The organism is Duncaniella sp. B8, assembly GCF_005304985.1.
Classification (GTDB): domain Bacteria; phylum Bacteroidota; class Bacteroidia; order Bacteroidales; family Muribaculaceae; genus Duncaniella; species Duncaniella muris.
Genome location: NZ_CP040121.1, coordinates 932,115 through 958,280 on the forward strand (window position 1 = coordinate 932,115; position 26,166 = coordinate 958,280).

At 53.2% G+C, this 26,166-nt stretch carries 21 protein-coding genes; 13 read left to right on the top strand and 8 right to left on the bottom strand.

The window, feature by feature from the left end; translation table 11 throughout:
• The first annotated feature begins 33 nt into the window (after positions 1-33).
• From FDZ78_RS04300 to FDZ78_RS04315, 4 genes are all read left to right on the top strand, one after another.
• Entirely contained in the window at positions 34-2,910 is a 2,877-nt protein-coding gene (locus tag FDZ78_RS04300) for a TIM-barrel domain-containing protein (protein ID WP_123398264.1), read from the top strand.
• A gap of 43 nt (positions 2,911-2,953) precedes the next feature.
• The gene (locus tag FDZ78_RS04305) at positions 2,954-5,479 is read left to right on the top strand and encodes a glycoside hydrolase family 2 TIM barrel-domain containing protein (RefSeq protein WP_123398265.1); all 2,526 of its coding nucleotides are present in this window, start codon (positions 2,954-2,956) and stop codon (positions 5,477-5,479) included.
• Between the two features lie 7 nt (positions 5,480-5,486).
• On the top strand, positions 5,487-7,700 hold the full coding sequence (locus FDZ78_RS04310) for a glycoside hydrolase family 3 C-terminal domain-containing protein (protein WP_168181939.1): 2,214 nt from the start codon (positions 5,487-5,489) through the stop codon (positions 7,698-7,700).
• 290 nt (positions 7,701-7,990) lie between these two features.
• The gene (locus FDZ78_RS04315) at positions 7,991-9,304 is read left to right on the top strand and encodes a mechanosensitive ion channel domain-containing protein (RefSeq protein ID WP_107031654.1); all 1,314 of its coding nucleotides are present in this window, start codon (positions 7,991-7,993) and stop codon (positions 9,302-9,304) included.
• A 107-nt stretch (positions 9,305-9,411) separates the two neighbouring features.
• On the opposite strand, the gene FDZ78_RS04320 is transcribed toward FDZ78_RS04315, so the two are convergent.
• The 4 genes from FDZ78_RS04320 to FDZ78_RS04335 form a co-directional block, all read right to left on the bottom strand.
• Positions 9,412-10,893 (bottom strand): AMP-binding protein, encoded by a 1,482-nt coding sequence (locus tag FDZ78_RS04320; RefSeq protein WP_136408079.1) that lies wholly within the window; start codon positions 10,891-10,893, stop codon positions 9,412-9,414.
• 148 nt (positions 10,894-11,041) lie between these two features.
• Complete coding sequence (locus tag FDZ78_RS04325) at positions 11,042-12,652, bottom strand: DUF4435 domain-containing protein (RefSeq protein WP_107031656.1); 1,611 nt, start codon at positions 12,650-12,652, stop codon at positions 11,042-11,044.
• A 73-nt stretch (positions 12,653-12,725) separates the two neighbouring features.
• On the bottom strand, positions 12,726-13,379 hold the full coding sequence (locus tag FDZ78_RS04330; protein WP_136408080.1) for a phosphatase PAP2 family protein: 654 nt from the start codon (positions 13,377-13,379) through the stop codon (positions 12,726-12,728).
• A 92-nt stretch (positions 13,380-13,471) separates the two neighbouring features.
• Positions 13,472-14,398: an AraC family transcriptional regulator gene (locus FDZ78_RS04335; protein WP_123398270.1), complete on the bottom strand. Its 927-nt coding sequence runs from the start codon at positions 14,396-14,398 to the stop codon at positions 13,472-13,474.
• Between the two features lie 232 nt (positions 14,399-14,630).
• Here FDZ78_RS04335 and FDZ78_RS04340 point away from each other — a divergent pair, with 232 nt between their 5' ends.
• The 9 genes from FDZ78_RS04340 (at position 14,631) to FDZ78_RS04380 (ending at position 21,398) form a co-directional block, all read left to right on the top strand.
• Positions 14,631-14,984: a hypothetical protein gene (locus tag FDZ78_RS04340; protein WP_124075683.1), complete on the top strand. Its 354-nt coding sequence runs from the start codon at positions 14,631-14,633 to the stop codon at positions 14,982-14,984.
• Between the two features lie 84 nt (positions 14,985-15,068).
• On the top strand, positions 15,069-15,914 hold the full coding sequence (locus tag FDZ78_RS04345) for a peptidylprolyl isomerase (protein ID WP_123398271.1): 846 nt from the start codon (positions 15,069-15,071) through the stop codon (positions 15,912-15,914).
• Positions 15,915-16,082: 168 nt separating this feature from the next.
• On the top strand, positions 16,083-17,063 hold the full coding sequence (gene pfkA / locus FDZ78_RS04350; protein WP_107031661.1) for a 6-phosphofructokinase: 981 nt from the start codon (positions 16,083-16,085) through the stop codon (positions 17,061-17,063).
• Positions 17,064-17,110: 47 nt separating this feature from the next.
• The gene (locus FDZ78_RS04355) at positions 17,111-17,776 is read left to right on the top strand and encodes an ABC transporter ATP-binding protein (protein ID WP_123398272.1); all 666 of its coding nucleotides are present in this window, start codon (positions 17,111-17,113) and stop codon (positions 17,774-17,776) included.
• Positions 17,766-18,458 (top strand): NigD-like C-terminal domain-containing protein, encoded by a 693-nt coding sequence (locus FDZ78_RS04360; protein WP_136408081.1) that lies wholly within the window; start codon positions 17,766-17,768, stop codon positions 18,456-18,458. The genes FDZ78_RS04355 and FDZ78_RS04360 overlap by 11 nt, the downstream gene beginning before the upstream one ends.
• Positions 18,459-18,659: 201 nt before the next feature.
• Complete coding sequence (locus FDZ78_RS04365) at positions 18,660-18,890, top strand: 4Fe-4S binding protein (RefSeq protein ID WP_107031664.1); 231 nt, start codon at positions 18,660-18,662, stop codon at positions 18,888-18,890.
• A 76-nt stretch (positions 18,891-18,966) separates the two neighbouring features.
• The gene (locus tag FDZ78_RS04370) at positions 18,967-20,049 is read left to right on the top strand and encodes a 3-methyl-2-oxobutanoate dehydrogenase subunit VorB (RefSeq protein ID WP_124075684.1); all 1,083 of its coding nucleotides are present in this window, start codon (positions 18,967-18,969) and stop codon (positions 20,047-20,049) included.
• A 9-nt stretch (positions 20,050-20,058) separates the two neighbouring features.
• Positions 20,059-20,832 carry a thiamine pyrophosphate-dependent enzyme gene (locus FDZ78_RS04375; RefSeq protein WP_123398275.1) on the top strand — a complete coding sequence of 258 codons (774 nt, stop codon included), beginning with the start codon at positions 20,059-20,061 and terminating at the stop codon, positions 20,830-20,832.
• 32 nt (positions 20,833-20,864) lie between these two features.
• On the top strand, positions 20,865-21,398 hold the full coding sequence (locus tag FDZ78_RS04380; protein WP_123398276.1) for a 2-oxoacid:acceptor oxidoreductase family protein: 534 nt from the start codon (positions 20,865-20,867) through the stop codon (positions 21,396-21,398).
• A 161-nt stretch (positions 21,399-21,559) separates the two neighbouring features.
• On the opposite strand, the gene FDZ78_RS04385 is transcribed toward FDZ78_RS04380, so the two are convergent.
• The 4 genes from FDZ78_RS04385 to FDZ78_RS04400 form a co-directional block, all read right to left on the bottom strand.
• Positions 21,560-23,314: a lytic transglycosylase domain-containing protein gene (locus tag FDZ78_RS04385; RefSeq protein WP_136408082.1), complete on the bottom strand. Its 1,755-nt coding sequence runs from the start codon at positions 23,312-23,314 to the stop codon at positions 21,560-21,562.
• A 73-nt stretch (positions 23,315-23,387) separates the two neighbouring features.
• Positions 23,388-24,290 (bottom strand): DUF5683 domain-containing protein, encoded by a 903-nt coding sequence (locus tag FDZ78_RS04390; protein ID WP_123398277.1) that lies wholly within the window; start codon positions 24,288-24,290, stop codon positions 23,388-23,390.
• Positions 24,291-24,365: 75 nt separating this feature from the next.
• On the bottom strand, positions 24,366-25,247 hold the full coding sequence (locus tag FDZ78_RS04395; protein WP_123398278.1) for a ParB/RepB/Spo0J family partition protein: 882 nt from the start codon (positions 25,245-25,247) through the stop codon (positions 24,366-24,368).
• A 31-nt stretch (positions 25,248-25,278) separates the two neighbouring features.
• A complete protein-coding gene (locus tag FDZ78_RS04400) occupies positions 25,279-26,046 on the bottom strand; it encodes a ParA family protein (RefSeq protein ID WP_123398279.1) in 768 nt (255 codons plus the stop codon).
• Positions 26,047-26,166 lie beyond the last annotated feature (120 nt).

The following is a 26,166-nucleotide window of genomic DNA, read 5'->3' on the forward strand; positions in this document are numbered from 1 at the left end:
CTTCCCTTAAAACTGAAAATATCTAATTCATACATGAAATCAAGAACTATAACCGCTTCATTATTAACGGCCATGCTGTTCGCCTCGTGCGCGGCCGGCAGATATGAAAAATCAGAGCGTGGGATCACAGTCAACATCGCTGCCGAGACAGAAAATTCAGTCCGCAAGGTAAGGCTGCAGGTGATTGACGACAAGATCATCCGCGTATCGGCAACTCCCGACAAAAAATTCTCATCAGACACAAGCCTTGTGGTCATTCCTCCCAGGGCCAATGTAGAATACACCATCGCGGAAACAGACTCGACCGTATCGCTTTCAACCTCTCAGTTGACCGCTACAGTATCTTTTTCAACCGGCGATGTCAAATTCTATAACAAAGACGGCCGCCTGATCGTTGCCGAAGCCGACGGCGGGCGTGAATTCTCCCCAATCGAAGTCGAAGGCACCAAAGGCTACACCGTACGCCAGGTATTCGAATCTCTTGACAAGGAAGAAGGCATCTACGGCCTCGGACAACACCAGAGCGACGAGTTCAACTATAAAGGTAAAAACGAAGAACTTTTCCAGTATAATACCAAAGTCTCAGTGCCATTCATTGTCTCCACTGACAACTACGGCATTCTCTGGGATAGCTATTCGCTCTGCCGCTTCGGAAATCCGGAACCATACAAACAACTCGGCCAGGTTTTCAAACTCTACGATAAAGACGGCAAGGAAGGCGCTCTGACAGGAACCTATGTACCCGCCAAAGCCGAAGAATCGACCATCGTGCAGCGCGAAGACTCAATCTACTTCGAACACCTCATCCGCAAAGAACTCAAACATGTAGTGAATCTGCCTCAGGATTTCAACTATCAGGGCTCTCACGTGACCTATGAAGGAGAAATCGAGCCCTCAGAAAGCGGTGAATTCAAATTCATCCTCTACTATTCAGGCTACATGTCAGTATTCATTGACGGCAAAGAAGTTGTCCCCGAACGCTGGCGCACCGCCTGGAACCCCAACTCCTACAAATTCTCCGTCAACCTCGAAGCCGGCAAACGTGTTCCCGTAAAAATCCAGTGGGAACCCAACGGCGCCGTAGCCTATTGCGGCCTCAGAGTCTACTCTCCCGTTGATGACAAAGAACAGATGCAGATGAGCTGGTGGGGCGAAATGCAAAGCCAGATAGACTACTACTTCATCTATGGCGAAGACATGGACGATGTGATCCACGGCTACCGCACCCTCACAGGCAAAGCTCCCATGATGGCCAAATGGGTCATGGGCTACTGGCAAAGCCGCGAGAAATACAACACATCAGATGAAGTGCTCTCGACTTTCGCGGAATTTCGCCGCCGCGGCATTCCCATCGACAACATAGTTATCGACTGGCTCCACTGGAAGCAGGATTCATGGGGTAGCCACGAATTCGATCCCGAACGCTTCCCCGATCCCAAAGGCATGGTCGACTCGATCCACAACATGAACGGACGTGTGATGATCTCCGTATGGCCAAAATTCTATGTAACTACCGAACACTACAAGGAATTCGACAAAAACGGATGGATGTATCAGCTCCCAGTCAAAGACAGCATCCGCGACTGGGTAGGTCCCGGCTATCTCAGCTCATTCTATGATGCCTACAGCCCCGATGCCCGCAAACTCTTCTGGAAGCAGATCGAAGACCACTATGTGCCTGTCGGAATGGATGCCTGGTGGATGGACGCATCCGAACCCAACATCCGAGACTGTACCGACCTTCAGTATCGCAAGGACCTTATCACCCCGACCGCACTCGGCCCCTCTACAAAATACTTCAACGCTTACGGTCTGATGAACGCCGACGCCATCTATAACGGACAGCGTGGCATCAACGACAACCGCGTCTTCCTTCTCACCCGCTCCGGTTTCGCCGGACAGCAGCGCTATTCAACAGCAACCTGGAGCGGTGACATCGCCACCCGCTGGGAAGACATGAAAGCCCAGATCTCAGCAGGCCTTAACTTTGCCGCCTCCGGCATACCCTGGTGGAGCATGGACATCGGCGGATTCTGCGTTGAAGACCGCTTTGTGGCCGCCGCTGCCGAATTCGACAAAACCGGCCGTGAAACACCCGACATGAAAGAATGGCGTGAGCTCAACACCCGCTGGTATCAGTTCGGAGCATTCGCACCCATGTTCCGCGCCCACGGCCAGTGGCCCTACCGCGAAATCTTCAACATCGCTCCTGAAAACCATCCCGCCTACAAGTCTGTGGTCTACTACACCAACCTGCGTTACGACCTGATGCCCTACATCTATTCACTCGCAGCCAAGACCCATTTCGATGACTACACCATCATGCGCCCGATGGTAATGGACTTCACCGCCGACAAGGCAACCCGCAACATCGGCGACCAGTACATGTTCGGTCCCTCGCTGCTCGTAGCTCCCGTCTACACCTACGGCGCCACTTCGCGCGAAGTCTACTTCCCCGAAGGAGCTGACTGGTATGACTTCTACACCGGCAAGGAGATCAACGGCGGCCAGACTCTAAAAGTCGCAGCCCCCTACGAACGCATCCCCCTCTTTGTGCGCTCAGGCTCTATCATCCCCTTCGGTCCGGCCATGCAGTGGTCTGCTGAAAAACCGGCTGACATGATCAATCTCTACGTCTATGCCGGAGAAGACGGCAAATTCGTCCTTTATGAAGACGAAAACACCAACTACAACTACGAGAAGGGCCAGTATGCCATGATCCCATTCTCCTGGAACGACGAAACCTCAACCCTCACTATCGGCAAGCGCGCAGGCCAGTATCCCGGCATGCTCCGCAACCGCAAGTTCAACATCATCAAGGTGTCTGAGAAAACACCCGTCGGCTATGGCCGTGACAAGAAAGGTGTGGTTGTGGCCTACAACGGAGAGGCTAAAAATGTAAAACTTTAAAGTACCACTATAAGTGCTCTACAAGCCCAACACACAATAGATCATGTTATCTAAGGTAAATTTGATTGTATTGGCATGCCTCGCCCTCTTCGGCGGGGCGGCCATTTTTTCGGCTTCAGCAGCCGATCCACGGGCTGAAAGCTTCAACGATGGCTGGAAATTCAGTCTCGGCGATGCTCCTGAAATGGCATCGCCGGACTACGATGATTCCAACTGGCGGAATCTCTCGCTCCCGCACGACTGGGCCATCGAAGGCGACTTCAACATTGACAACCCGTCCGGAACCGGCGGTGGCGCTCTGCCCGGCGGCATCGGATGGTATCGCAAATCATTCACCATCTCTCCTGCTCAGCAAGGCAAAAAGACGTTCATCGACTTTGACGGAGCCTACATGAACTCCACCGTCTTCATCAACGGACATGAACTCGGCACACGTCCTTACGGCTACGCATCGTTCAGCTATGATCTCACCCCTTATCTCAAAACCGACGGCAAAAACGTGATAGCTGTGCGTGTCGACAACGCCGAACAGCCAAACTCGCGCTGGTATAGCGGTTGCGGCATCTACCGCAACGTCTGGCTCCGCTCGCTCAATGAAATACACATTCCGCTCTGGGGACAACAGATAAACGCCGACGTGACAGACAGTATCGCGGCGGTGACAATCCGCACCGACATTGTCAGCAATGCCCGGAAAACCAGAAATATCAGCATCTATACCGCTCTGATTGATGCCGCCGGAAAAATGATCGGCAAAACCGAGCCGCGGACTGTGCGTCTCAGCCGGAAAAACGCATCTGCGGAGGTCACAGCAAAACTCGATCTGAGAAACCCCCATCTCTGGTCAACAGAAGATCCATATCTCTACACCCTCGCCACTTTCATCTCCGATGCCAAGACCGGCGAACTGCTTGACACATATCTTCAGACCACCGGATTCAGATATTTCAGCTTCGATCCTAAAACAGGCTTCTCTCTCAACGGAAAAGCTATGAAGATCAATGGAGTCTGTATGCACCACGACCTCGGAGCACTCGGAGCGGCCGTCAATACCCGCGCCATAGAGCGCCAGTTCGAAATTCTTAAAGAGATGGGAGTCAACGCCTACAGAGCCTCACACAATCCTCCCGCCCCGGAAGTGCTTGATCTGTGCGACCGCATGGGTATCCTTGTCATGGACGAGACCTTTGACATGTGGCGCAAGAAAAAGACATCTCATGACTATGCGCGTTACTTCCCTGACTGGCATGAGAGAGATCTGACCGATCTTATAGTCCGCGACAGAAACCACCCGTCTGTCATAATCTACAGCATCGGAAACGAAGTGCTCGAACAGTGGAGTTCCGCCAAAGCCGACACCCTCACTCTCGAACAGGCCAACCTCATCCTCAACTTCGGCCACGGAAAAGAAAACCTCGCCAAAGAGGGTGAAAACCTCAGCGTCAACTCACTTCTCACAAAGAAACTTGCCGGAATGGTCAAGGATCTCGATCCGTCACGTCCGGTCACCGCCGGCTGCAACGAACCTGATCCCGGCAACCACCTGTTCCGCTCAGGTGCGCTTGACATCATCGGCTACAACTACCATGACAACTGGTTTGACTCCGTCCCCGGCTGGTTCCCTGACAAACCGTTCATCATCAGCGAAAGCGTCTCCGCACTGATGACTCGCGGCTACTACCGAATGCCCTCAGACAGTTTATACATCTGGCCCAAGCGGTGGGATATCGAATTCCGCGACAGCACATTCTCCTGTTCTTCATATGACAACTGCCACGCGCCCTGGGGCAATACCCATGAAGGCACACTCGGCCATGTGGACTCAAAAGACTTCATCGCCGGTCAGTTCATCTGGACCGGATTCGACTACCTCGGAGAGCCGACACCCTTCGGCTGGCCGGCCCGCAGTTCCTACTTCGGCATTGTAGACCTTGCCGGCATCCCGAAGGACATATATTATATGTATCAGTCGCAGTGGCGCCCCGACAAGACTGTGCTTCACCTCTTCCCTCACTGGAACTGGCAGCCGGGACAGGAAATTGACATGTGGGCCTACTACAACAATGCCGATGAAGTCGAACTCTTCATCAACGGTGAGTCGCAAGGCATCCGCAAACCCGAACCGGGGAAATATCACGCCTCATGGCGTGTCAGCTTCCAGCCCGGCTCAGTAAAGGCTGTCAGCCGCAAAGACGGCCGCACCGTGGCCACCCGTGAAATCCGTACCGCCGGTTCTCCTTACCGCATCCGCCTTACACCTGACCGGCAATCAATCAAAGCCGACGGCAAAGACCTCAGCTATGTCCTCGTGGAAATCCTCGACAAAGACGGCAACCTCTGCCCCTGGGCCGAAAACCAGGTGACATTCGACGTCAAAGGTGCCGGCTTCAATGCCGGAGTCGATAACGGCTCTCCCATCTCGCTCGAACACTTCAAGGACAACAAGCGCAAGGCCTTCTATGGCAAAGCCATGCTCATAGTGCAGAACAATGGCTCCGAAGGCCCGGTAAGCGTCACCGCCACATCACCTGATCTGAAACCTTTCACCACTACCATAAATTCATTCTGAAAAACAAATGATTCTGAGAAATTCACTGTTCACTCTCGCAGTAGCCGCCTCATTTGTCAATGCAGGGGCAGCTATTCCTGTCTATCAAGATGAAACCAGACCTCTGGACGAACGTGTGGAAGACGCTCTTTCACGCATGACTCTTCAGGAAAAAGCAAATATGATCCACGCCCAGGGCAAATTCTCCTCTGCCGGTGTGCCGCGCCTCGGCATACCAGACCTCTGGATGAGCGACGGCCCTCACGGTGTACGAGCCGAAATAAACTGGAACGACTGGGGCTACTCAAACCGCACCAACGACTCCATAACAGCCTTCCCGGCACTCACTGCCCTGGCCGCCACATGGAATCCAGATCTTTCATTCGCCTATGGCAACGCGCTCGGCGAAGAAGCCCTGTATCGCGAAAAAGACGTGATGCTCGGCCCCGGTGTCAACATCTACCGCACTCCGCTCAACGGCCGTAACTTTGAATACATGGGAGAAGACCCCTATCTCGCTTCCGTGCTCGTGGTCCCCTACATCAAAGGCATGCAGCAGAACGGCGTTGCGGCAAGCGTCAAGCACTTCGCCCTCAACAATCAGGAACTATGGCGCGGCCACATTGATGTCAACCTCTCAGACCGTGCACTCCACGAAATCTATCTTCCGGCGTTCAAAAGCGCCGTCATCGACGGTGACAGCTGGACCATCATGGGCTCCTACAACAAAATCCGCGGCCAGCACGCCTGCCACAACGAAATGCTCCTCAACAAGATTCTCAAAGACGACTGGGGCTACAAAGGTGTGGTTGTCACAGACTGGGGCGGCGCACATGACACCCGTGAAGCAGCTCTCTACGGTCTCGACCTTGAGATGGGATCCTACACAAACGGCCTGACTTCAGAGTCAGAGTTCACAACCGATGACTACTATCTTGCCAACCCCTACATCGAGATGCTCCAGAAAGGAGAATTGCCGATGGAGACAATCGATGACAAGGCGCGCCGTATGCTCCGCCTTAACTTCCTGACTGCCATGAAGCGTGACAAGCCCTTCGGCTCTGTAGCTACCGACGAGCACTATGCCGTAGCAGAGCAGATCGGCAACGAAGGCATCGTCCTGCTGAAAAACGCTCCTGTCGGCAAGAAAGGCCCGAAACTCCTCCCGCTCAACCCCGATGTGAAATCAATCCTTGTGGTAGGCGACAATGCCACCCGCGACCTCATGAAAGGCGGAGGCTCCAGCGAACTCAAAGTCAAAGACAACTTCACTCCGCTTGACGGCCTCCGTGCTATCTACGGCGATAAAGTCAGATATGCACAGGGCTATCGCGCAGGCCGCCCGATGTATGCTCATGTCGAAGACATTCCCCAGGCCGTGCAGGACTCTCTGCGTGCCCAGGCTGTAGCTATGGCCAAAGATGCAGATGTGGTCATATTTATCGGCGGACTCAACAAGAACCACCAGCAGGACTGCGAAGCCGGCGACCGCCAGGAATACGGTCTGCCATTCGGACAGCCTCAGCTCATAAAGGAACTCAGCGCCGCCAATCCCGACCTCGTGGTAGTGCTCCTCTCAGGCAACGCCGTTGAAATGCCGTGGGAAAAAGAAGTGCCCGCAATCATCCAGGGCTGGTATCTCGGCTCAATGGCCGGACGCTCACTCGCCAACGTCATCAGCGGCAAGGTAAGCCCCTCAGGCAAACTCCCATTCTCATTCCCTGCACGTCTTGAAGACAACGGCGCCCACAGCTTCGGAGCCATCGCCTATCCCGGCGACTCTATCCGCGAGGAATACCTTGAAGACATCCTTGTAGGCTACCGCTGGCACGACACCAAGAAAATCCCCGCCTTCTACCCCTTCGGCCACGGTCTGAGCTACACTGATTTCAAATACGGCAAAGCATCGGCTTCAGCAAAGACAATCAGCGGAGACCAAAGCCTGACCATAACAATACCAGTCAGCAACACCGGCTCTGTTGAAGGCAAAGAAGTGGTCCAGCTCTACATCGGCGATGAATCAGCCTCTGTGCTCCGTCCGCTCAAGGAACTCAAAGGATTCGAAAAGATTTCTCTGAAACCGGGCGAAGAAAAAGCCGTCACCTTCACCGTCAAACCCGATGATCTGAAATTCTACGACGACAAAACCGGAAGCTGGCGCGCCGAACCCGGCAAATTCAAAGCCTATATCGGATCTTCGTCTGCTGACATCCGTGCAACAGTTCCCTTCGAACTGAAATGACCTCAGCAAAGTCAGCCATTACGCAATCACTCTTGGAAAATAGATTTAATCTAATGCTTCCTGCACCGCCGCAGGGTTAAACACTCAAGAGCTTTCCCGACACAGTTTTCAGACCGCAATCCACACCGGCGGCATCTGAAAACTGTGTCTATTTTTTGCGCCTAAACCTTGACTGCGTGAATAGCGTTTAAAACATATAGATAAGAGGTTGTTTAAAAATAAACTCTAAATATCCGGGAGGCTCTGTGAATCACAGGCCTTTCATTCACGTCAATCAACTGTTCAACAAAATGTTAGCTCTTATACCCTCAAACCAGGTGGCCGGATGGCTGCTCATCCATATCCACAGGCTGCTGGATCTCATCGGTCTGGAAAAAGACAAAACCGCTGAAGAAGTGATCTACATCATCATCGTGGCCGGAATAGCCATCTGTCTCGGCTGGATCATACGTACTCTGATACTCCTTGCCGTAAGAAAATTCGTAATGCTGCGTCACAACACACTCGGCAAGGAACTCGTGCAGCACAAAGTGCTGATACACTGCAGCCACATAATCCCTCCGCTGGTAATGCTCCCGCTGCTGCCATTCGCATTTACCGAAGACTCGCTGCTGCGCACCGTCGTGTTCAGAATTCTGCTTGTCTACACCACCATTGTGGTCTGCCGGGCCATCTGCTCGGTAACATCTTTCGTCTGGCTGCGTTTCGATGAAACCCGCAACAGCAAAAACCTGCCCATCAAAGGCATCCTCGACACCATTATCGGCATCCTATGGTTCATAGCCCTGATAATCAGTGTGGCCATAATTGTCAACAAATCGCCGGCCAACCTCCTCACTGGCCTCGGAGCTTTCGCGGCGGTACTGATGCTTGTGTTCAAAGACAGCATTCTCGGACTCGTGGCCGGACTGCAACTCTCGCAGAACGACATGCTGCGTGTAGGCGACTGGATCGTAGTGCCGTCCACAATCGCCAACGGCATTGTGACAGACGTCTCTCTGACCGCCGTCAAAGTGCAGAATTTCGACAACACCATTGTGACCCTCCCGCCCTACACACTCATATCTACCTCCTTCCAGAACTGGCGCGGAATGGCTGACAGCGGCTGCCGGCGCATAGCCCGCTCTGTGATCATCGACTCCGACACCATCACGGCCACTACACCTGAAATGGTCGATGCCATCTCGGCCAGATACCCTATCATCAAAGCCTACATCAGCCACCTCCGTGACCTCGGCCATCCCGACTACAATCCGGGCATAGCCGTTGTCAACGGCACCGACTCTACAAACCTCGGACTTTTCCGGGCCTATCTGTGCCAGTGGCTGCTCAACAACCCCGCAATTGTCAGCGACCAGCAGATACTCGTCCGCGTGATGGACCCTACAGGCGAAGGCATCCCGCTTCAGATCTACTGCTTCACCGCCACCACCAAATGGACCGCCTATGAAGCCATACAGAGCGCCGTGATCGAACACGTTGCCGTCACAGCCCAGAACTTCGGACTGCGTCTATTCAACGATCCCTCAGGCACAGACGTCACAACCGTCAATCTCGTCCGTCAGCAGCAGTCAGCAGATCCGGCACCGGCATCACAGAAGTGATCCACAGCCCATGCCACAAACAACATCGGAAGCACCTCCGTCATGGAGGTGCTTCCGATGTTGTTTTGTCACAATCCGTCACTCTTCAGCGACGGCACTGCGGTCTGTCAGACAGCCTTGCCGTCTTTGAGCACAACCGGTAGAGCCTTGGGATTGACTGCTCCGGCCGCATCGGTAGGCAGAGCTTTAAGCAGCACGAAGAATTCCGGAATCATATATGACGGCAGATATTGTGCCATACGGTTTTTCACCCATGACAGGCGGAACGAACGGCTCTTCGGAACCACATAAGCCACAAGATAGGCCGCACCCTGCTCATCTACATAGTGGACCACCACGCAGTCATCCACTTCATCGCTCTTCTTCATGGCACGTTCCACCTCGCCGGTGACAACCCTCTTTCCGAGTATGTTGACCTCACTGTCCTTGTGGCGCAGATAAGCGTAATTTCCATCGGGAAGCTGACGGCCTATATCGCCGGTGCGAAACACTCGCCTGCCATCGCTGATCACGGCAAACGGTTGAAGATCGCCGCGATGGTCACCGGTATAATAGTCGGCCAGACCGTCACCTATGAGACAGATCTCACCTTCAGCCCCCGGAGCTACCTCCCGCAGGTCATCATCGAGAATCATCACATCTGTGCCGTTCATCGGCTTGCCGATAGGGAAAGATCCGTCAGGAAGCACACTGTCCGGTGTGCAACAACAGCAAGTGACACTCACTGTGGCCTCAGCCGGCCCATAGGTATTGTAGACCGTCACCTGTTCGAGCAGATGACTGACAGAGGCGGCGTGGAGCACATCGCCTCCGCTGATGAGCAGACGCACTGTCATCGGCAAAGCCTCCAGATTGTCAAGCTCCATCATCAGATAAGGGAATCCGCTGATGACGGTGACATACTGACTGTCTATAAACCTCACAAGAGCTTCAAGATTATTGCGTGTAGAGGCCGACGGTATGGCAAGAGCGGCACCGTTGAGGAGCGCACCGAACACCTCCTGAATAAAGATGTTCATGATGCAGGCCGAGAACTGTAGCAGAATATCGTCACCGCTTATATTATATGTGCGCCTGAAAGCCTCGGCGAAATGAATGACCTGACTGTTGCCCACGGCCACTCCGAGCGGAAAACCGTCAGGTGTGGAAGTGTACATTATATATGCCGGGCGGTTGGCCTGCGAACGGTCAGGCAGCGGGTGGAGCGCCGGATCAATGAAGATCTCGCTGGTAATGATCAGACGGGTGAAGTCTCTGACAAGCCCGGCATACTTTTCCTGCGTGATCACAAAGTCCACGCCGTTCTCAATGAGAAATGTGGTCAGACGTTCGGGCGGAAAATCCGGTTCGACAGCCACAAAAGCGGCGCCTGATTTTATGACGGCAAGGATGGACCCTATCATCTCCACACTGTGATCCATCACAATCCCGACTCGCGCCGGAATGAAAGAGGGAAAACGTGAAATCAGGCTGTCGACCAAACGGTCAAGACCTGCATAATTGACACAGGAGCGTTCGTCGATGACTGCAGGATGATCCGGGTCATTTTTGACGAGCTCTTTGAAGCGTGAGTAAATCGTCGATTCCATAATATTACATCCTTTTGTTATACATATAAAAAACTGTAACCACCTTATAATATGACGGTTGATACATGAATAACGGTCTGATCCCGCAATAAGTTTATGCCGGATCTGTTAAAAGGATGTGATTATATGCAAAGGAAATCCTAAAGCGTCATTCTATCCCGAAAACGCCTCTTATGGCCTCACGGATAGTCGAAGCCGGATCTCGATTTTCTTTCAGGATCGAGAGTATGGCCCTGATATATGTGTCTTTGTCATCGCGGCGCAGACCGCATGCCCGCGCCACATGGCTCTCCGAAATCATGGTCTTGCGGTTGTAGACCTTGAGCACTGCCGCATAATCGCCCTGCGCCACATAGCGGCGGAAATCACGGCAGTATTCCTCGTAGATGCCACGCGGATTGATTGACTGGCAGAGGTCATTGATATGCTCTTCAAGCTTGCCGATGTTGGCGAAGCGCCCGTCGATACGGTGCTCCACGGTCTTTTTGACCTGATGGCGTGTGTGCATCAGCGCCTGCTGCCGCAGATCTGTTTCAAACAGGCGCATGATCGACTTTTTGACCTTCGCGAAAGCCTCGTTCTGATCACGGTGGAAATGTCTTGCCACAGCCTTGATCACGGCTTCAAGCATAAAGATATTCTCTATCTCGGCAACTTCCGGCACAAGGATTTTCTTCCCGCGCAGATAGTTGACTTCCGCCTCGTTGCGGCGATCGCGGTCCACAATGCCGAATGCGTCGAGATTATGAAAGGCCCGCAGACTGTTGAATGTTCTGGTCGACTCGATCACCCGGTCGCATCCGCCGAGCGATTTCACGGTATATTCCTCGAAAATGAGCGGATACAGCTTGGCATCTATCGAATTAACGCCATCACCTTCAATGAAAAGCACCGGCTTGCGCGCTCCAAGAATGGCAAGATACACCTCATCGTTAAGTCCGTCAGCCGATGTCATGATATCATAGTCCCACTGCTCCAGCGAGGGAGCGCAGCTCTTGACCCATACGGTCACACCGTCACCACGGGTAGAGGCAAAGGACAGATCATGGGTGATGTAGACAAACGAGCAGTCACGCCTCATCTCCTCGATGCGGTCCCACAACGAACGGATCGACGACGGATGCAGCAGCATGTCAGGCGATTCGACGAATATCGTGGCTCCCTGTGGCGCGAACATCGCGGCACCTATATAATATAGCACGGCTCTTTCGCCTGCCGAAAGTTTGGACGATGAGTAGGTGTCATCCGACCTCTCGCTGCCGAAAATCATTCTGCCGCTTTCTATCAGCACTTTGTTGCCGGGGAAAACCCGCTGCCAGAGCCTCACCATACGGTCAAGCCGCGTGACGGGCATTTTGCTCTCCCTGCCACCTTTTCCACCCTTATGCTCCGAGACTTCATTACGTCTGTAATTACTGTATTTGAACGCCACAAGATTCAGCATCTCCTCGTTGAGCATCAGAGCGAGCATGCGGTCGAACTCGCCCTTTATGTCATTGCGTATGAAAGTCGATCCGCCACCTGTAGCCTCGCGGTAGAGCGAGTCAATAGATCCGGGTGTCAGATCTTCCTCATCCTTGCCATAAAGCGCTTTGAGGGCTGACATTCTGAACGCTGCCGCACCGAGATCTGCCATCATCCGGTTGGCAAAGCGGGTTTTTCCGGATCCGTTGGCTCCGATGATGATCAACTGGCGGTTTTCTGACGTATCGACTTCAAGTGGCCGACCGGAAATGCGGGGAGGAAGAGTAAGTTTCATAACCTATGTCATAGCACGGCTTTTATGCACGCCGCTATATCAATAACAAATATACGCATTGTTTAGGTAATAATCAAAACTCCAGACTAAATATCACACCCGGAGCCACGGCAATGACATCGCGACCCTGACCCGCACAGCCCGCAGGGACCTGCAGAGCCGCCGGACTGACGCTGAGCCGATACTTCTCACTCAGTCCGCGCCCGCCATAGATGCGGTCTGCGAGAAAATAGCCCAGCTCGGTCATAGCCACCCCTGTAAGTGCTCCTGCGGCCACATCCAACGCCGAGTGGCGTCTTACTGCTATACGTTCTATGGCTATCCCAGCCGCAAAGGCATAAGCCCCGACAGGATACCATGCCGAACGCCAGCCGAACTCCCTGGCAATTACCGTAGCCCCAGCAAAGGCCCAGGCGGAATGGCCTGACGGGAAGGAGCGGCAGTCGGAACGGTCGGGACGCCGCTTCCCTGCCATATGCTTCAGAGAGTAGACAGTTCCGGCCATCAGTATCACCGAGAAGCCTTGCGAAACCGCGAGGCGGCCCCAGCTGGAACGCGAGGGCTGTCCGCAGAGTTTCATAGCCTCCGGGAAAACCATCGGAAGATATTGCAGACAATCAATCTCTGTGTCTTTCGCTTTGCTGACCAGACGCGAACCACGGTCTGCGGCCACGGCATTGCACACGGCCAGCCACACGGATATTATGACCAATCCGATTTTCTTCAATTTATACACTATTTTTTATTATTCCACTAATTAGAAGTTGCTTGATAACAACCTCATTATCCAGCGAGATCCGAAAATGACTGCCTGACATTTCAGACCGAACGCTGGTATTCCGACGGAGAAAATCCGGTCAGATGCTTGAAATACTTCCCGAAAGAAGACTGGTTCGGAAAGTTCAGCTCATAGCTTACCTGCTGGATATTCTTCCCTGAGAAACGCAGCAGATTCTTGGCTTCAAGTATCACGTAGTCATCAATGATTTCAGCAGCCGAACGCCCAAGAGTCTCCTTGATGATCAGCGAAAGGTATTTCGGAGATATAAAAAGTTTGTCGGCATAGAAAGCTACCGTCCGCTCGCTGCGGTGATACTCATGCACCAGCTGTATGAACTCGTGCACATAAGTCATTCTCCTCGACTTAGGCCGGTCACCGGAGTCTGCCGGAATCCTGCGGCTGACAATCTGTATCAGCTGATAAGTCAGCGCCGCTATCACACACCTGGCTATTGACTTGCCGTAGGTGCTGTCTGTATCATGAATATTGTGCGTGTTATGGTTCAGTATCTCGAAATAGGCTCTCAGCAGAGTGGCTTCCTCAGGCAGAATCGTTATGACCGGATTCTCCTTAAGCCCTCTCTCGCCCATAGGCGCCAAAGATCCGAGGATGTTCAGATCAAAGTTGATGTCACGGATAAAATCACTTGACACAAAGAGCATATAGCAATCCAGGCCGGACCAGTCGATATTCTTGACCTCGATAAAAGACCCCGGCCGCGTCACTCCTACTGAATTTGGGGTCAGGGAAGCCGGCGTCAGATTCACTTCAAAGTCAAGGCATCCGCCAAAACAGAGAAACCACGACATGCCGTCAAATCTGACCGGCCCGGTATCCGATATCAGCAACGGTGTGCGGTTCGACTCGGTCAGACGTGTGAACACATAGTCATCACTGAGATTCGAAAATTCAGTGACGAATTTTTCAAGCGATTTCAGCTGTGTCAGATTTACAGTCTTGCCCATATTAAATTTTCAAAAACGAGTAAACGGTGTTCTCACCGCAATTATCGGCAAAATTATCACTTTTAATCCAAATCAACCACCAAAGCACATCAAATTTGTCCGTTTAGAGCAAAAACATAGACCTTTTTACCAATAAGACATTTGCAATTTGGATAATTAAGCGAATGTTAGTACTTTTGCACAAATTTTCACATCTTACGCAACCATGATGGATCAGGATTTAAAAAAACAGTTGTCACAGGACCAGGACGGTCTCCTGACATATGAGTATATCGCCAACCACATAGGCCACTGCGATGAAATCATGGACGAGTTGGTCGACAATATGATTCTCGTCGATTCTACCGGCCAGTTTGTTGTATCAGCCGCCCGCTATCTCTATGCCATTGACGGGAAGCACTACTCCGATGTGATCTCCCGCCTCATAGCCACCGCGATAGAGAAAGACCGCGAACGCCGCTATCTGCCTGACCTGATAACCTCTATCTGGGGAGCCGACTATCAGTCACGCGCTGAAGAGCTGAACGCGACTGATGACAACTTCCGGCGCATCTACAAGCGCATCACCCCGACAGAAAATATCTGAAAGCACTCCTCAAAACAGACCTGAGGCCGCGATCTTTGAACCAGGCCGCAGGAGTAAAACCGCAGTGACAGGCGGCAATATTTCATGAAATACATTCTACCGATAGTCATAGCTCTCGCCCTCGCCATAGGTCTGAGAGCACATAATCCGAACACAGAAATGAACGATCTCCAGGCCAATCCGGGCGATGTCAAAGTAATGCTCCATACAACTATGGGCGACATCACCCTCCTGCTTTACGGCGACACGCCTCTCCACACCGCAAACTTCGTCAAACTCGTCAACGAAGGCTTCTATGACGGCCTCCTGTTCCACCGCGTCATTGACAGTTTCATGATCCAGGGGGGCGACCCGACCTCAAAAGATGCACCGAAAGGCAAACATCTCGGAGCCGGCGACCCATCATACAGAATTGACGCAGAGATCGACTTCCCCAAGCACTTCCACCACCGCGGAGCGCTTGCCGCTGCCCGCGAAGGCGATGCCACAAACCCTGAGCGCAAATCATCAGGCTCACAATTCTACATTGTCACCGGCAAGAAATTCTCGCCCGCCCAGCTTGACCAGATGGAACACAAAGCCGTGATGCGCCACAAACAGGAAGTGTTTGACAGCCTCTCGATGCAGCACCGCGACAGCATCATGGCCATGCGCCGCAACCGCGACCAGGCCGGACTGGAAGCTCTGCGCGAGCAGCTGGCAGTGGAGACCGAACGGCTCACCGCCAATGACTCGACCTACTTCACCCCCGAACAGCGCGACCTTTATATGCGTGAAGGCGGCACACCGCATCTCGACGGCGCCTACACAGTGTTCGGCCGCGTCATTTCGGGCATGGACACCGTCGACAAAATCCAAAAGGTTGAGACTGACGGCTATGACCGCCCGCTGGAAGATGTGAAGGTAATTTCTGCCAAGATACTCCCTTGACATTTTTTTACCTTTCAGACAGAACTATTCTCGCATTTAAACCCTACCTTTGCATCAGGAAGCAGCTTTCGGAAAAATAACTTTCTTAATAAAAGTTTGTTTAAATTTCAAAAACTTCGCTTCAGAATACTTCTAAGGTAAATTAATTTTAATACGGATTCAACTGTTATGGCAGAAATCAAATGTGTAGGCATTCTCACCTCCGGAGGTGACGCCCCAGGTATGAACGCCGCAATCCGCGCCGTAACCCGCTCGGCCATCTACGGAGGTCTCAAGGTCAAAGGTATATACCGTGGCTACCGCGGACTCATCACCGATGAGATCCAGGAGTTCCACACTCAGAACGTCTCAAATATCATCCAGGCAGGCGGCACCATTCTCAAAACCGCCCGCTGCAAGGAATTCACCACCCCGGAAGGCCGTCAGCTGGCCTACGACAACCTCAAGCGCCACGAAATCGACGCTCTCGTAGTGATCGGCGGTGACGGATCGCTCACCGGCGCCAGAATTTTCGCCAACGAATTCAACTTCCCCATCATCGGCCTCCCCGGAACCATCGACAACGATCTCTACGGCACAGACTCGACAATCGGTTATGACACAGCCCTGAACACCATCATGGAGTGTGTCGACAAGATCCGAGACACGGCCACAAGCCACGAACGCCTCTTCTTCATCGAAGTAATGGGCCGCGACGCCGGCTTCCTCGCCCTAAACGGCGCGATAGCCTCCGGAGCCGAAGCCGCCATCATTCCGGAAATATCCACTGAGGTCGACCAGCTTGCCGAACTCATACAGAACGGCTTCCGCAAGAGCAAAAACTCCTCGATAGTCCTCGTGGCCGAAAGCCCGGTGACAGGCGGAGCGATGGGCCTGGCCGAACGTGTGAAAAACGAATATCCGGGCTATGACGTGCGAGTCTCCATCCTCGGCCACCTCCAGCGCGGCGGATCGCCAACCGCCTGTGACCGCATCCTTGCATCGCGCATGGGCGCTGCCGCCATCGACGCTCTTCTTGAAGAACAGCGCAATGTCATGATCGGCATCCGCAACGACGAGATTGTCTATGTTCCTTTCTCCAAGGCCATCAAAAACGACAAGCCCATCAACCGCGAGCTTCTCGACACTCTGCGCCGTCTCTCCATCTGATTTTCAGAGATTATTCCACACCGCATCAGCGCCCGACCCCCACACAGATGATCCAGGTCAACGACATATGCAAAAGTTTCGATAAACTGCAGGTGCTCAAAAGCGTCTCGCTGTCGATTGCCGACGGCGAGATGCTGACCATAGTGGGGCCGAGCGGAGCCGGAAAGACAACCCTGCTGCAGATAATCGGCAGTCTCGAACGCCCGGACAGCGGATCGGTCATTTTTGACGGAGAAGACATAACCCGCCTCAAAGACTCGCGTCTGGCCGCCTTCCGCAACCGCAACATGGGCTTCGTGTTCCAGTTCCATCAGCTTCTTCCTGAATTCACACTTGAAGAAAACGTCGCGCTCCCGGCACTCATAGGCGGCACAGCCCGCGGCGAGGCCATAGCCCATGCCCGCAAGCTGCTGAATGACTTCGGACTGGGCTCACGCCTGGACCATCGTCCGGCCCAACTTTCAGGCGGCGAACGCCAGCGCGCCGCAGTGGCCCGCGCGCTCATCAACGACCCTAAAGTAATTCTTGCCGACGAACCTACCGGCAGCCTCGACAGCCATAACCGTGCCGAACTCTACCGGCTTTTCTTTGACCTGAGGCAGGCCACCGGCAAAACATTTATCATCGTGACCCATGATGACACCCTGGCTCTGAGCTCAGACCGTGTCATCAGAATGAACGACGGAAACATCATTGAGGACAGTGCCCAATAACAACAGACCCATATACAGCCATCTCGCCTTAGCGCTCATTATACTTGCGCTAACTTGCTCATGCTCTGACGAAACAGGATTCAAAGGCCCGGTAGAGATGCAGTTGTGGGATATCGTCACCTATGAAGGCAGTACCGACGGAGGCGATCGTAGCCGCTTCACTTTCAGGCAGGTGGATGACAGTCCGCTGATCACGCTCATCTCCCCCACTCTGCTCCCCGCAGAAACCACGGCCGGAACCCGCATGATCATCCGCTATATTCCCGAAAGCGGCGAGGCCTACACGTCAGGCAACATCACGCTGCTCAGCGCCGCCCGCGTCAACCAAAGCCCGGTGGCCACTGAGTGGAAAGAGGAGTTTGACAATTGGAACCGCGACAAAGTGTATCTCTACAGCGTATGGCGCACCGGAAACCATCTGAATTTCCACGTGCGGCTCACCTATGATCCTGAACCGCGACTGTTTCAGCTCGCGGCTGATCCCGCCACCATCGGCACCGAATATCCAGACATCTATCTGGTCCACATAATGGCCTCGCCCACAGACTATCATGACCGTGCTTATTTCGCGTCTTTCGACATTGCCGGAGTCTGGAACTCGCCTCAGACCAAAGGAATCAGACTGCATGTGGCCAACACCAACCTCGACCAACAGGAATTTACATTTGTTAAAGATATTTAACTCTGCGGCTTATGATAATTCTTTATTATAAGCCGTTTTAATTCATTTGCGCAACATTTTCGCAGGTGTGCAATAGGTTAAAGTTTAATTAAAATGGATCCTATAAAAAGAATTATATGTAAATTTGTGTTGAATAAGTATGTCAACGATGAGGGTCCATTCTATACCGCACCTCACCGCCCAACTAACCGCTAAAACATCATGGCTAAAGTTATAGGAGCTGTAGAAATCAACCGCGAACGCTGCAAGGGATGTGACCTCTGTGTTGTGGCATGTCCATGTCAGGTGCTCTCGCTGCAGCAGAATGAAGTCAACGACAAAGGCTATCATTTCGCAGCCGACGTCGCACCGGAAAAATGTATAGGCTGCGCGGCCTGTGCCACCGTCTGTCCTGACGGCTGCATAACCGTCTACCGCGTGGTAGAGAAATAAGAGGTTGTTTAAAACTCACCCCATCCATTCAAAACAAAACAAAAAAACGGCACTGAAAAAAATAGTGCTCCGCAATATGGAAGATGAAGTCAGACTAATGAAAGGCAATGAGGCAGTGGCCCATGCAGCCATCCGCTACGGAGTGGACGGCTATTTCGGCTACCCTATCACCCCTCAGAGCGAAATACTTGAGACTCTCGAAGAGCTGATGCCCTGGGAAACCACCGGCATGGTGGTGCTTCAGGCTGAAAGCGAAGTAGCCGCCATCAATATGGTCTACGGAGGCGCCGCCACAGGCAAGGCCTGCATGACCTCCTCGTCGAGCCCCGGTGTCAGCCTCAAGCAGGAAGGCATTTCCTACATAGCCGCCGGCGAACTTCCGGCCCTCATCATCAACTGTATGCGCGGAGGCCCCGGCCTCGGCACAATCCAGCCCTCGCAGGCCGACTATTTCCAGGCCACAAAAGGAGGCGGCCACGGCGACTACCATCTGATAGTCCTCGCCCCGGCTTCAGTGCAGGAGATGGCTGATTTCGTAGCTCTCGGTTTCGACCTGGCTTTCAAATACAGAAATCCCGTCATGATGCTTGCCGACGGAGTAGTCGGTCAGATGATGGAGAAAGTAGTTCTTCCCCCGCAACGCCCGCGCCGCACCGATGAAGAGATAGCCCGCCAGTGTCCCTGGGCCGTGACAGGCCGAAGCGGAATGCGCAAGCCCAACGTCATGACCACCCTCGAACTCGATCCGGTGGCTATGGAGAAAAACAATCTCCGCCTGCAGGACACCTACCGCAGAATAGCACAAAATGAGGTCCGCTTCGAGGAACACGACACTGAAGACTGCGACTATCTGATAGTGGCATTCGGCTCTGTGGCCCGCATCTGCCAGAAAGCTATGGAAGACGCCCGCGCCGAAGGACTGAAAGTCGGAATCCTCCGCCCAATCACTCTCTGGCCTTTCCCCTACGACGAGGTGAAACGCCTCAGCAAAAAAGTGAAATCAATCCTTGTGGTCGAACTCAACGCCGGACAGATGATCGAAGACGTGCGTCTGAGCCTCGAAGACCGTGTCCCGATCCACCATTTCGGCCGCATGGGCGGCATAGTCATGGACCCCTCCGAAGTTCTTGGGGCCCTTAAGAACATCATTGAAAAGTAAGAGACAGTCATGACTCCCGAAGAAATCAAACAAAGCGCCAACATAGTCGAGACCAAGCCCCGTCTGCTCAACGACAACACCATGCACTACTGCCCCGGATGCTCCCACGGAGTTGTCCACAAGCTCATCGCAGAGGTGATTGAAGAGATGGGTGCCGAAGAGATAGCCATAGGCGTTGCCCCCGTCGGCTGTGCCGTAATGGCCTACAACTATATTGATGTGGACTGGATAGAAGCGGCCCACGGACGCGCACCGGCAATCGCCACCGCCGCCAAACGCCTGAATCCGTCCAGACTGGTGTTCACCTATCAGGGCGACGGCGACCTCGCGGCCATCGGCACAGCCGAGACAATCCACGCAGCAAACCGTGGCGAGAACATAGCCATAATTTTTATCAACAACGGCATCTACGGCATGACCGGAGGCCAGATGGCACCCACCACCCTCGAAGGTCAGGTGACATCGACTACCCCCTACGGCCGTCGTGTAGAACTCAACGGCTATCCGCTGAAAATCTCCGAGATTCTCGCCATGCTTGACGGGACATGCTACGTCACCCGCCAGAGCGTCCACTCGGCTGCCGCTGTGCGCAAGGCCAAGAAAGCCATCCGCAAAGCTTTCGAGAACTCCATGTCAGGCTTCGGGACATCAGTGGTTGAAATCGTATCCACCTGCAGTTCCGGATGGAAAATGTCGCCCGTCAAATCCAATCAATGGATGGAGGAACACATGTTTGCCAAATACCCCGTAGGCGATCTCAAAGACAGCACTGTCAAACCATAAGAGAGCGTTAAAGAAACGAAATAACAGACGAGATGAAAGAAGAAATAATCATAGCAGGTTTTGGCGGACAAGGAGTCCTGTCAATGGGCAAAATCCTCGCCTATGCAGGGCTGATGGACAATCTTGAGGTCACATGGATGCCAGCCTACGGACCTGAGCAGCGCGGAGGCACAGCCAATGTGACTGTAATTCTTTCCGATCAGCCGATCAGCAGCCCTGTGCTCAACACCTATGACACAGCCGTTATTCTCAACCAGCAGAGCCTCGACAAGTTCGAGTCGAAAGTAAAAACCGGCGGCACTCTGATCTATGATCCCTACAGCATACACCATGCGCCTACCCGCACAGACATCAACATCTATCCGGTCGAAGCTATGGAAGCGACATTCGAGCTTTCATCAAGCAAGGCCTACAACATGGTGCTGCTCGGCTCGCTCCTGAAAGTGCGCGGACTGCTTCCGGTAGAAGCCGTCATGAAAGGCCTCAAGAAGACTCTGCCCGAACGACACCACCACCTGCTCCCCATCAACAAGCAGGCCATACTCAAGGGCATGGAACTTGTCTGAGAGTAGAGAGATTCGTCTTCGCTCTTTCCCTCTGCCTGACAGCTCAGCTCCTTCAGACCGAAAAAACATTATAAAAGAAAAAAGTCAACCTCCACATGCCGCAGATCACGGCTGTGGAGGTTGACTTTTTGGGTGATTCTTTAACGGAAAGGTCCGCTTGCTTATCTTCTTCTGCGGCTTCTTTTCTTGGCCGTTGCTTTCTTGGCCGGAATTTTCAGGCTCTGTCCGGCGCGGATGTTAGTACTTTTTCCAAGTCCGTTGGCCGACTGGATGGCTGCGACTGTAGTTCCGTGTTTGCGGGCAATTTTCTCCAGTGTGTCACCGTTGCGCACCTTATATCTGGTGGCCTTCGGAGTCGCGACGGCTTTGGGTGCAGGCTTTGAAGCCGCAGCTTTTGAAGCAGATGCAGATTTGGCGGGAGCGGCATTCTTTGCAGCAGAAGCCGACGTGGCGGCCGGTGCTGCGGCATTGGACGAAGCGGCAGATTCCCGCAGGGTCTCGGCACTGACCTGAGCCACTTCAGGGGCGGCTACAACCTTGACGCTTTCCGGGGACACACGCTCGAACACTTCGATCTTGAGCTTATCGCCCTCCTTGACTTTGCCACGGCGCAACTGATTCCAGCGCTTGATGTCTGTAGCCGAGACGCCATACTGACGCGCGATGTCACGGATGCTTTCTCCGCGTGTCACCACATGGGTCTTCACCACCATCTTTTCCGACATCTGGGTCTGGGCAATCTCATTGTTGGTTTGGGCATTGGCTGTCTGGCGGCTTGCCTGGGCAAGATTGGCCACACCGTTGTCTCCGGCCACGATCTCCGGCTCGGAATTCTCGCCCGGCTCCACATAGCTGCGACGCGCATAGCGGTCTGCGTCATAGTCGACGATTCGCTTCTCGCTCATAACGTAGCTCAGACACTGCTGAGTGGGGAGCGTCAGAAGATAGGGGCGATAGTCTCCGGGGATGATATCCTTGCGATACTGCGGGTTTAGCATACGGATCTCGTCGACCGGTATATTAAGCACTGCAGCAATCTGGTTGAAATGAATATATTTGTTTACCTGGACGGTGTCAGTGGTCAGATGACGCTTGATGACAGTCGGAGAGATGCCATGCTTGTTGTAGTAATTCATCACATAGTTGGCGGCGATGAAGGCAGGCACATATCCACGGGTTTCGGCAGGAAGATAGCTGTAGATCTCCCAATAGTCTTTCTTGCCTTCGCCTCCGGCACGGCGCAGAGCCTTGTTGACGTTACCCGGACCGCAGTTGTAGGCCGCTATGGCAAGCGACCAGTCATTGTAGATCTCATAAAGCTGTTTAAGATAACGGGCGGCGTTACGAGAAGACAGACGGGCATCGCGGCGCTCGTCGATCAGCGAGTTGACTTCCATTCCGAGCCCTTTGGCCGTTGCGGGCATGAACTGCCACAGGCCTGCTGCTCCTGCACGCGAAACGGCGTTGGGGTTAATGGCCGATTCAATTACCGGAAGATACTGCAGTTCGGTAGGCATACCCTCTTTCAGCAGTTCTTCCACGAAAATCGGACCGTAGTAACTGTGGAGGGCAAGCATATCAGCCACCAGCGAGCGGCGCTTGGTGAGATACATATTGATATAGTTCCCTACAATCGAGTTGTAGGGCAGCTCGATCTCGGTCGGGAGTCTCTTGAGCCTCTCCTCATATTCAGCGGGAGTGGCGGTCTGCGACGCTCCGAGGTCAATGCCCGGAACCACATAATTCTTCAGATAAAAATTCTCCTCAAGCAGACGGGTCTGCGTCTCGAAGCTTTCAGGAGCTATTATATTGTCATCGGTAATCGAGTTCTTTATCTCAAGTATGGATTGAGCGCCCATGACACTCATGGCGTTGAGTCCGACGGCAAATACTGCGACAAGGATTGACTTATTCATTATTTTTCTTTACAGATATATCTATGGGAGAGTTTTGGACTATTTTACATAAATGATCGACCGGCTGACAGCGTCAGAAATTGACCGCCCAGCAGACTCCGAGACCGGGCAGACCGTTCTTGCGAGTCTCGGTGGGGAGCAGTGCCGGAGCGATATCGACACTGAGGTCCGGACTGATGTCGAAATGGGCAAGCTGCGCATCGACATAGGCATCGACCATCGCAACAAGATATACGCCTATCATGCAGATGACACAGAGGTCACGCTGACGGCGATACATGTTCTTGCGCTGGCGCAGTATATTGGTCAGCCATTCTTTATTTAGATCAGACTCCTGCACGGTCGGCGCGAAGAAGTCCATGTAGCTCTTGGTCGAAGGGTCATTGTCCATGATATCGGAATAGGCGCGGGTGTAGTCGCGCAGCATTGTATTGTTCCAGTTCATGGCATAGCCAAGCCCCATGAATCCGCCTACTACTATGGGGAGTTTCCAGTAACGGCGGTTGTAAAGCTGCCCAAGGCCAGGAAACAGGGCTGACATCCAGACGGCTTTGGTGGGGTCAGGGACAAAGGTAAATTTCTTTTCCTCCGGAGCGCGGGCTATCGAATCGGTCACCGCTATCAGCGGAGAGGCAACAACCGGGACAGAGTCAAGCGGAACTATGCTGACGGAATCACCCTGGGCCGAAAGGCTGTCAAGAACCACCATGACCGGAGGTGTCTGCGGATTCCCTACCGGAAAACTGTCAGGCAGATTTGAGATCGGTGATGTATGACGCCGCTCCGGCCTTACAGGCTTCCGCGAGGGAGCCGTGACAACCGGAGCTACCGAGTCGGCATCAGCCACACAGCTTTCGGCCGGCATATTTTCAGAAAAAATGTTAAACGGGCATGTCAGCACGATCAACATCATGCCGACAGCAAGCCTCCATATGGTTCCAGCTGTTCGTTGTTCTTTTTCCGCTTCGAATTGCATTTTGGATTTATCGTCCTGAGTTCCAGGCGAATATCAAGATCCACCCGGTAATTTCCAGGCAATAGCTTCTGACGGCTACTGCTTTGCAGTGTCAAAGATAGCAATTAATCTTTCAAGTTCAGCCTCATCGCGGAAAGAAAATGAGATTTTTCCTTTGCCGGAAGCGTCGCAGGTGAGCTTTACAGGGGTGCTGAATCGCTGCGAGAGGTGGTCTTTTAAAATATCATAATCATTGTTAGAAAATCTTCTGCTGTCATTCTCAGGCTTCTTGCCTTCGAGAGCCGCCTGCTGATATTTCTTTGCGAGTTCCTCCACCCGGCGCACCGAAAGGCCCTGTTTAACGATCTCATTATAGAGACGCAGCTGAAATTTCGGGTCGTCGATGCTCAGCAGAGCGCGGGCATGACCCATGTCAATCCGGCGGTCGCGCAGACCGAGCTGCACTTCAGCCGGAAGGCGGAGCAGACGCAGGAAGTTGGCAATCGTGGTACGCTTCTTGCCTATGCGCTCGCTCAGACGCTCCTGGGTGAGATTATACTGATCAATCAGCTTTTTGAATGTCAGAGCTATTTCTATGGCGTTGAGATCTTCGCGCTGTATGTTCTCTATGAGCGCCATTTCGGTCAGCTCAGTGTCATTCGCAGTGCGTATATAGGCAGGGACGGTAGTCAGTCCGGCCATCATCGCCGCGCGGTAGCGTCGCTCGCCGGCTATGATCTGGTAAGTGTCAGGTCCGGTTTTGCGCAGCGACAGGGGCTGTATGATGCCGAGCTCACGGATGGAGCGCGAGAGTTCCTCAAGGGCTTCTTCGTCGAAAAGACGTCGCGGCTGATCGGGATTGGGAGAGATACGTGAGATCTCTATGTCATTTATGGCCGAGGTACCGCGGGCGGGCGCATCATCCATTGCGATGAGCGAGTCGAGACCGCGGCCGAGGGCAGGGCGTTTGGGCTGCATAGGATTCTGTGATTATTTATCTGTAGTGTGGTTAGAGGCTGTTTTTTGCTATCAGTTCACGGGCGAGGGCCACGTGAGAGGTAGCTCCGCGTGAAATCGGATCGTAGAGCAAAGCCGGCAGGCCGTGGCTCGGTGCCTCGCTCAGACGGATGTTGCGGGGAATCACCGTGTCAAAGACCATTGGACCGAAGTGGCCTTTCAGTTCTTCGTAGATCTGATTGGCCAGGCGCAGACGCGCGTCATACATGGTCAGCAGAAAGCCTTCGATCTCGATCTGCGGATTGAGTTTCGATTTGATGATACGGATGGTGTTGAGAAGCTTGGTGATTCCCTCCAGTGCGAAATATTCAGCCTGCACGGGAATGATCACGGAGTCTGCCGCGGTCAGTGCGTTGACCGTTATAAGTCCGAGCGACGGAGAGCAGTCGATCAGTATGTAGTCATACTTGTCCTTGACGGGAGCGACTGCCTTTTTCAGTACATTCTCACGCGCAGGCTTGTTGATAAGCTCAATTTCAGCGCCTGCCAGGTCGATGCGCGACCCGACAAGATCAAGCCCCTCGCAGCAGGTGGCTACCTGGGATCCCTCCACCGGATAGTCATCGACCAGACATTCGTAGATCGAAGAGGTCATAGTCTTAGGGTCTATCCCGTAGCCCGATGTTGCGTTGGCCTGCGGATCGGCGTCAATTATCAGTGTCTTCTTACCCTCAGCCGCAAGTGACGCGGCCAGATTGATGGTAGTGGTGGTTTTTCCGACGCCGCCTTTCTGATTGGCGATTGCTATTATTTTACCCATAAGGCGTTTATTGGTTTTTCTGATGCAAAGTAACAAAAATTCCTCTGTCCGTTAGACCTTTCTACTATCAAATCGTGTTAAAATGTTGAAAACTGCCTCTGATTGTTAATAACCTCCCCC

Excerpts from the sequence above, each read along its gene's own strand:
- FDZ78_RS04300 (WP_123398264.1), top strand. The coding sequence starts at position 34 with ATGAAATCAAGAACTATAACCGCTTCATTATTAACGGCCATGCTGTTC.
- FDZ78_RS04305 (WP_123398265.1), top strand. The coding sequence starts at position 2,954 with ATGTTATCTAAGGTAAATTTGATTGTATTGGCATGCCTCGCCCTCTTC.
- FDZ78_RS04310 (WP_168181939.1), top strand. The coding sequence starts at position 5,487 with ATGATTCTGAGAAATTCACTGTTCACTCTCGCAGTAGCCGCCTCATTT.
- FDZ78_RS04315 (WP_107031654.1), top strand. The coding sequence starts at position 7,991 with ATGTTAGCTCTTATACCCTCAAACCAGGTGGCCGGATGGCTGCTCATC.
- FDZ78_RS04320 (WP_136408079.1), bottom strand. The coding sequence starts at position 10,893 with ATGGAATCGACGATTTACTCACGCTTCAAAGAGCTCGTCAAAAATGAC.
- FDZ78_RS04325 (WP_107031656.1), bottom strand. The coding sequence starts at position 12,652 with ATGAAACTTACTCTTCCTCCCCGCATTTCCGGTCGGCCACTTGAAGTC.
- FDZ78_RS04335 (WP_123398270.1), bottom strand. The coding sequence starts at position 14,398 with ATGGGCAAGACTGTAAATCTGACACAGCTGAAATCGCTTGAAAAATTC.
- FDZ78_RS04345 (WP_123398271.1), top strand. The coding sequence starts at position 15,069 with ATGAAATACATTCTACCGATAGTCATAGCTCTCGCCCTCGCCATAGGT.
- pfkA (WP_107031661.1), top strand. The coding sequence starts at position 16,083 with ATGGCAGAAATCAAATGTGTAGGCATTCTCACCTCCGGAGGTGACGCC.
- FDZ78_RS04355 (WP_123398272.1), top strand. The coding sequence starts at position 17,111 with ATGATCCAGGTCAACGACATATGCAAAAGTTTCGATAAACTGCAGGTG.
- FDZ78_RS04365 (WP_107031664.1), top strand. The coding sequence starts at position 18,660 with ATGGCTAAAGTTATAGGAGCTGTAGAAATCAACCGCGAACGCTGCAAG.
- FDZ78_RS04370 (WP_124075684.1), top strand. The coding sequence starts at position 18,967 with ATGGAAGATGAAGTCAGACTAATGAAAGGCAATGAGGCAGTGGCCCAT.
- FDZ78_RS04375 (WP_123398275.1), top strand. The coding sequence starts at position 20,059 with ATGACTCCCGAAGAAATCAAACAAAGCGCCAACATAGTCGAGACCAAG.
- FDZ78_RS04380 (WP_123398276.1), top strand. The coding sequence starts at position 20,865 with ATGAAAGAAGAAATAATCATAGCAGGTTTTGGCGGACAAGGAGTCCTG.
- FDZ78_RS04385 (WP_136408082.1), bottom strand. The coding sequence starts at position 23,314 with ATGAATAAGTCAATCCTTGTCGCAGTATTTGCCGTCGGACTCAACGCC.
- FDZ78_RS04390 (WP_123398277.1), bottom strand. The coding sequence starts at position 24,290 with ATGCAATTCGAAGCGGAAAAAGAACAACGAACAGCTGGAACCATATGG.
- FDZ78_RS04395 (WP_123398278.1), bottom strand. The coding sequence starts at position 25,247 with ATGCAGCCCAAACGCCCTGCCCTCGGCCGCGGTCTCGACTCGCTCATC.
- FDZ78_RS04400 (WP_123398279.1), bottom strand. The coding sequence starts at position 26,046 with ATGGGTAAAATAATAGCAATCGCCAATCAGAAAGGCGGCGTCGGAAAA.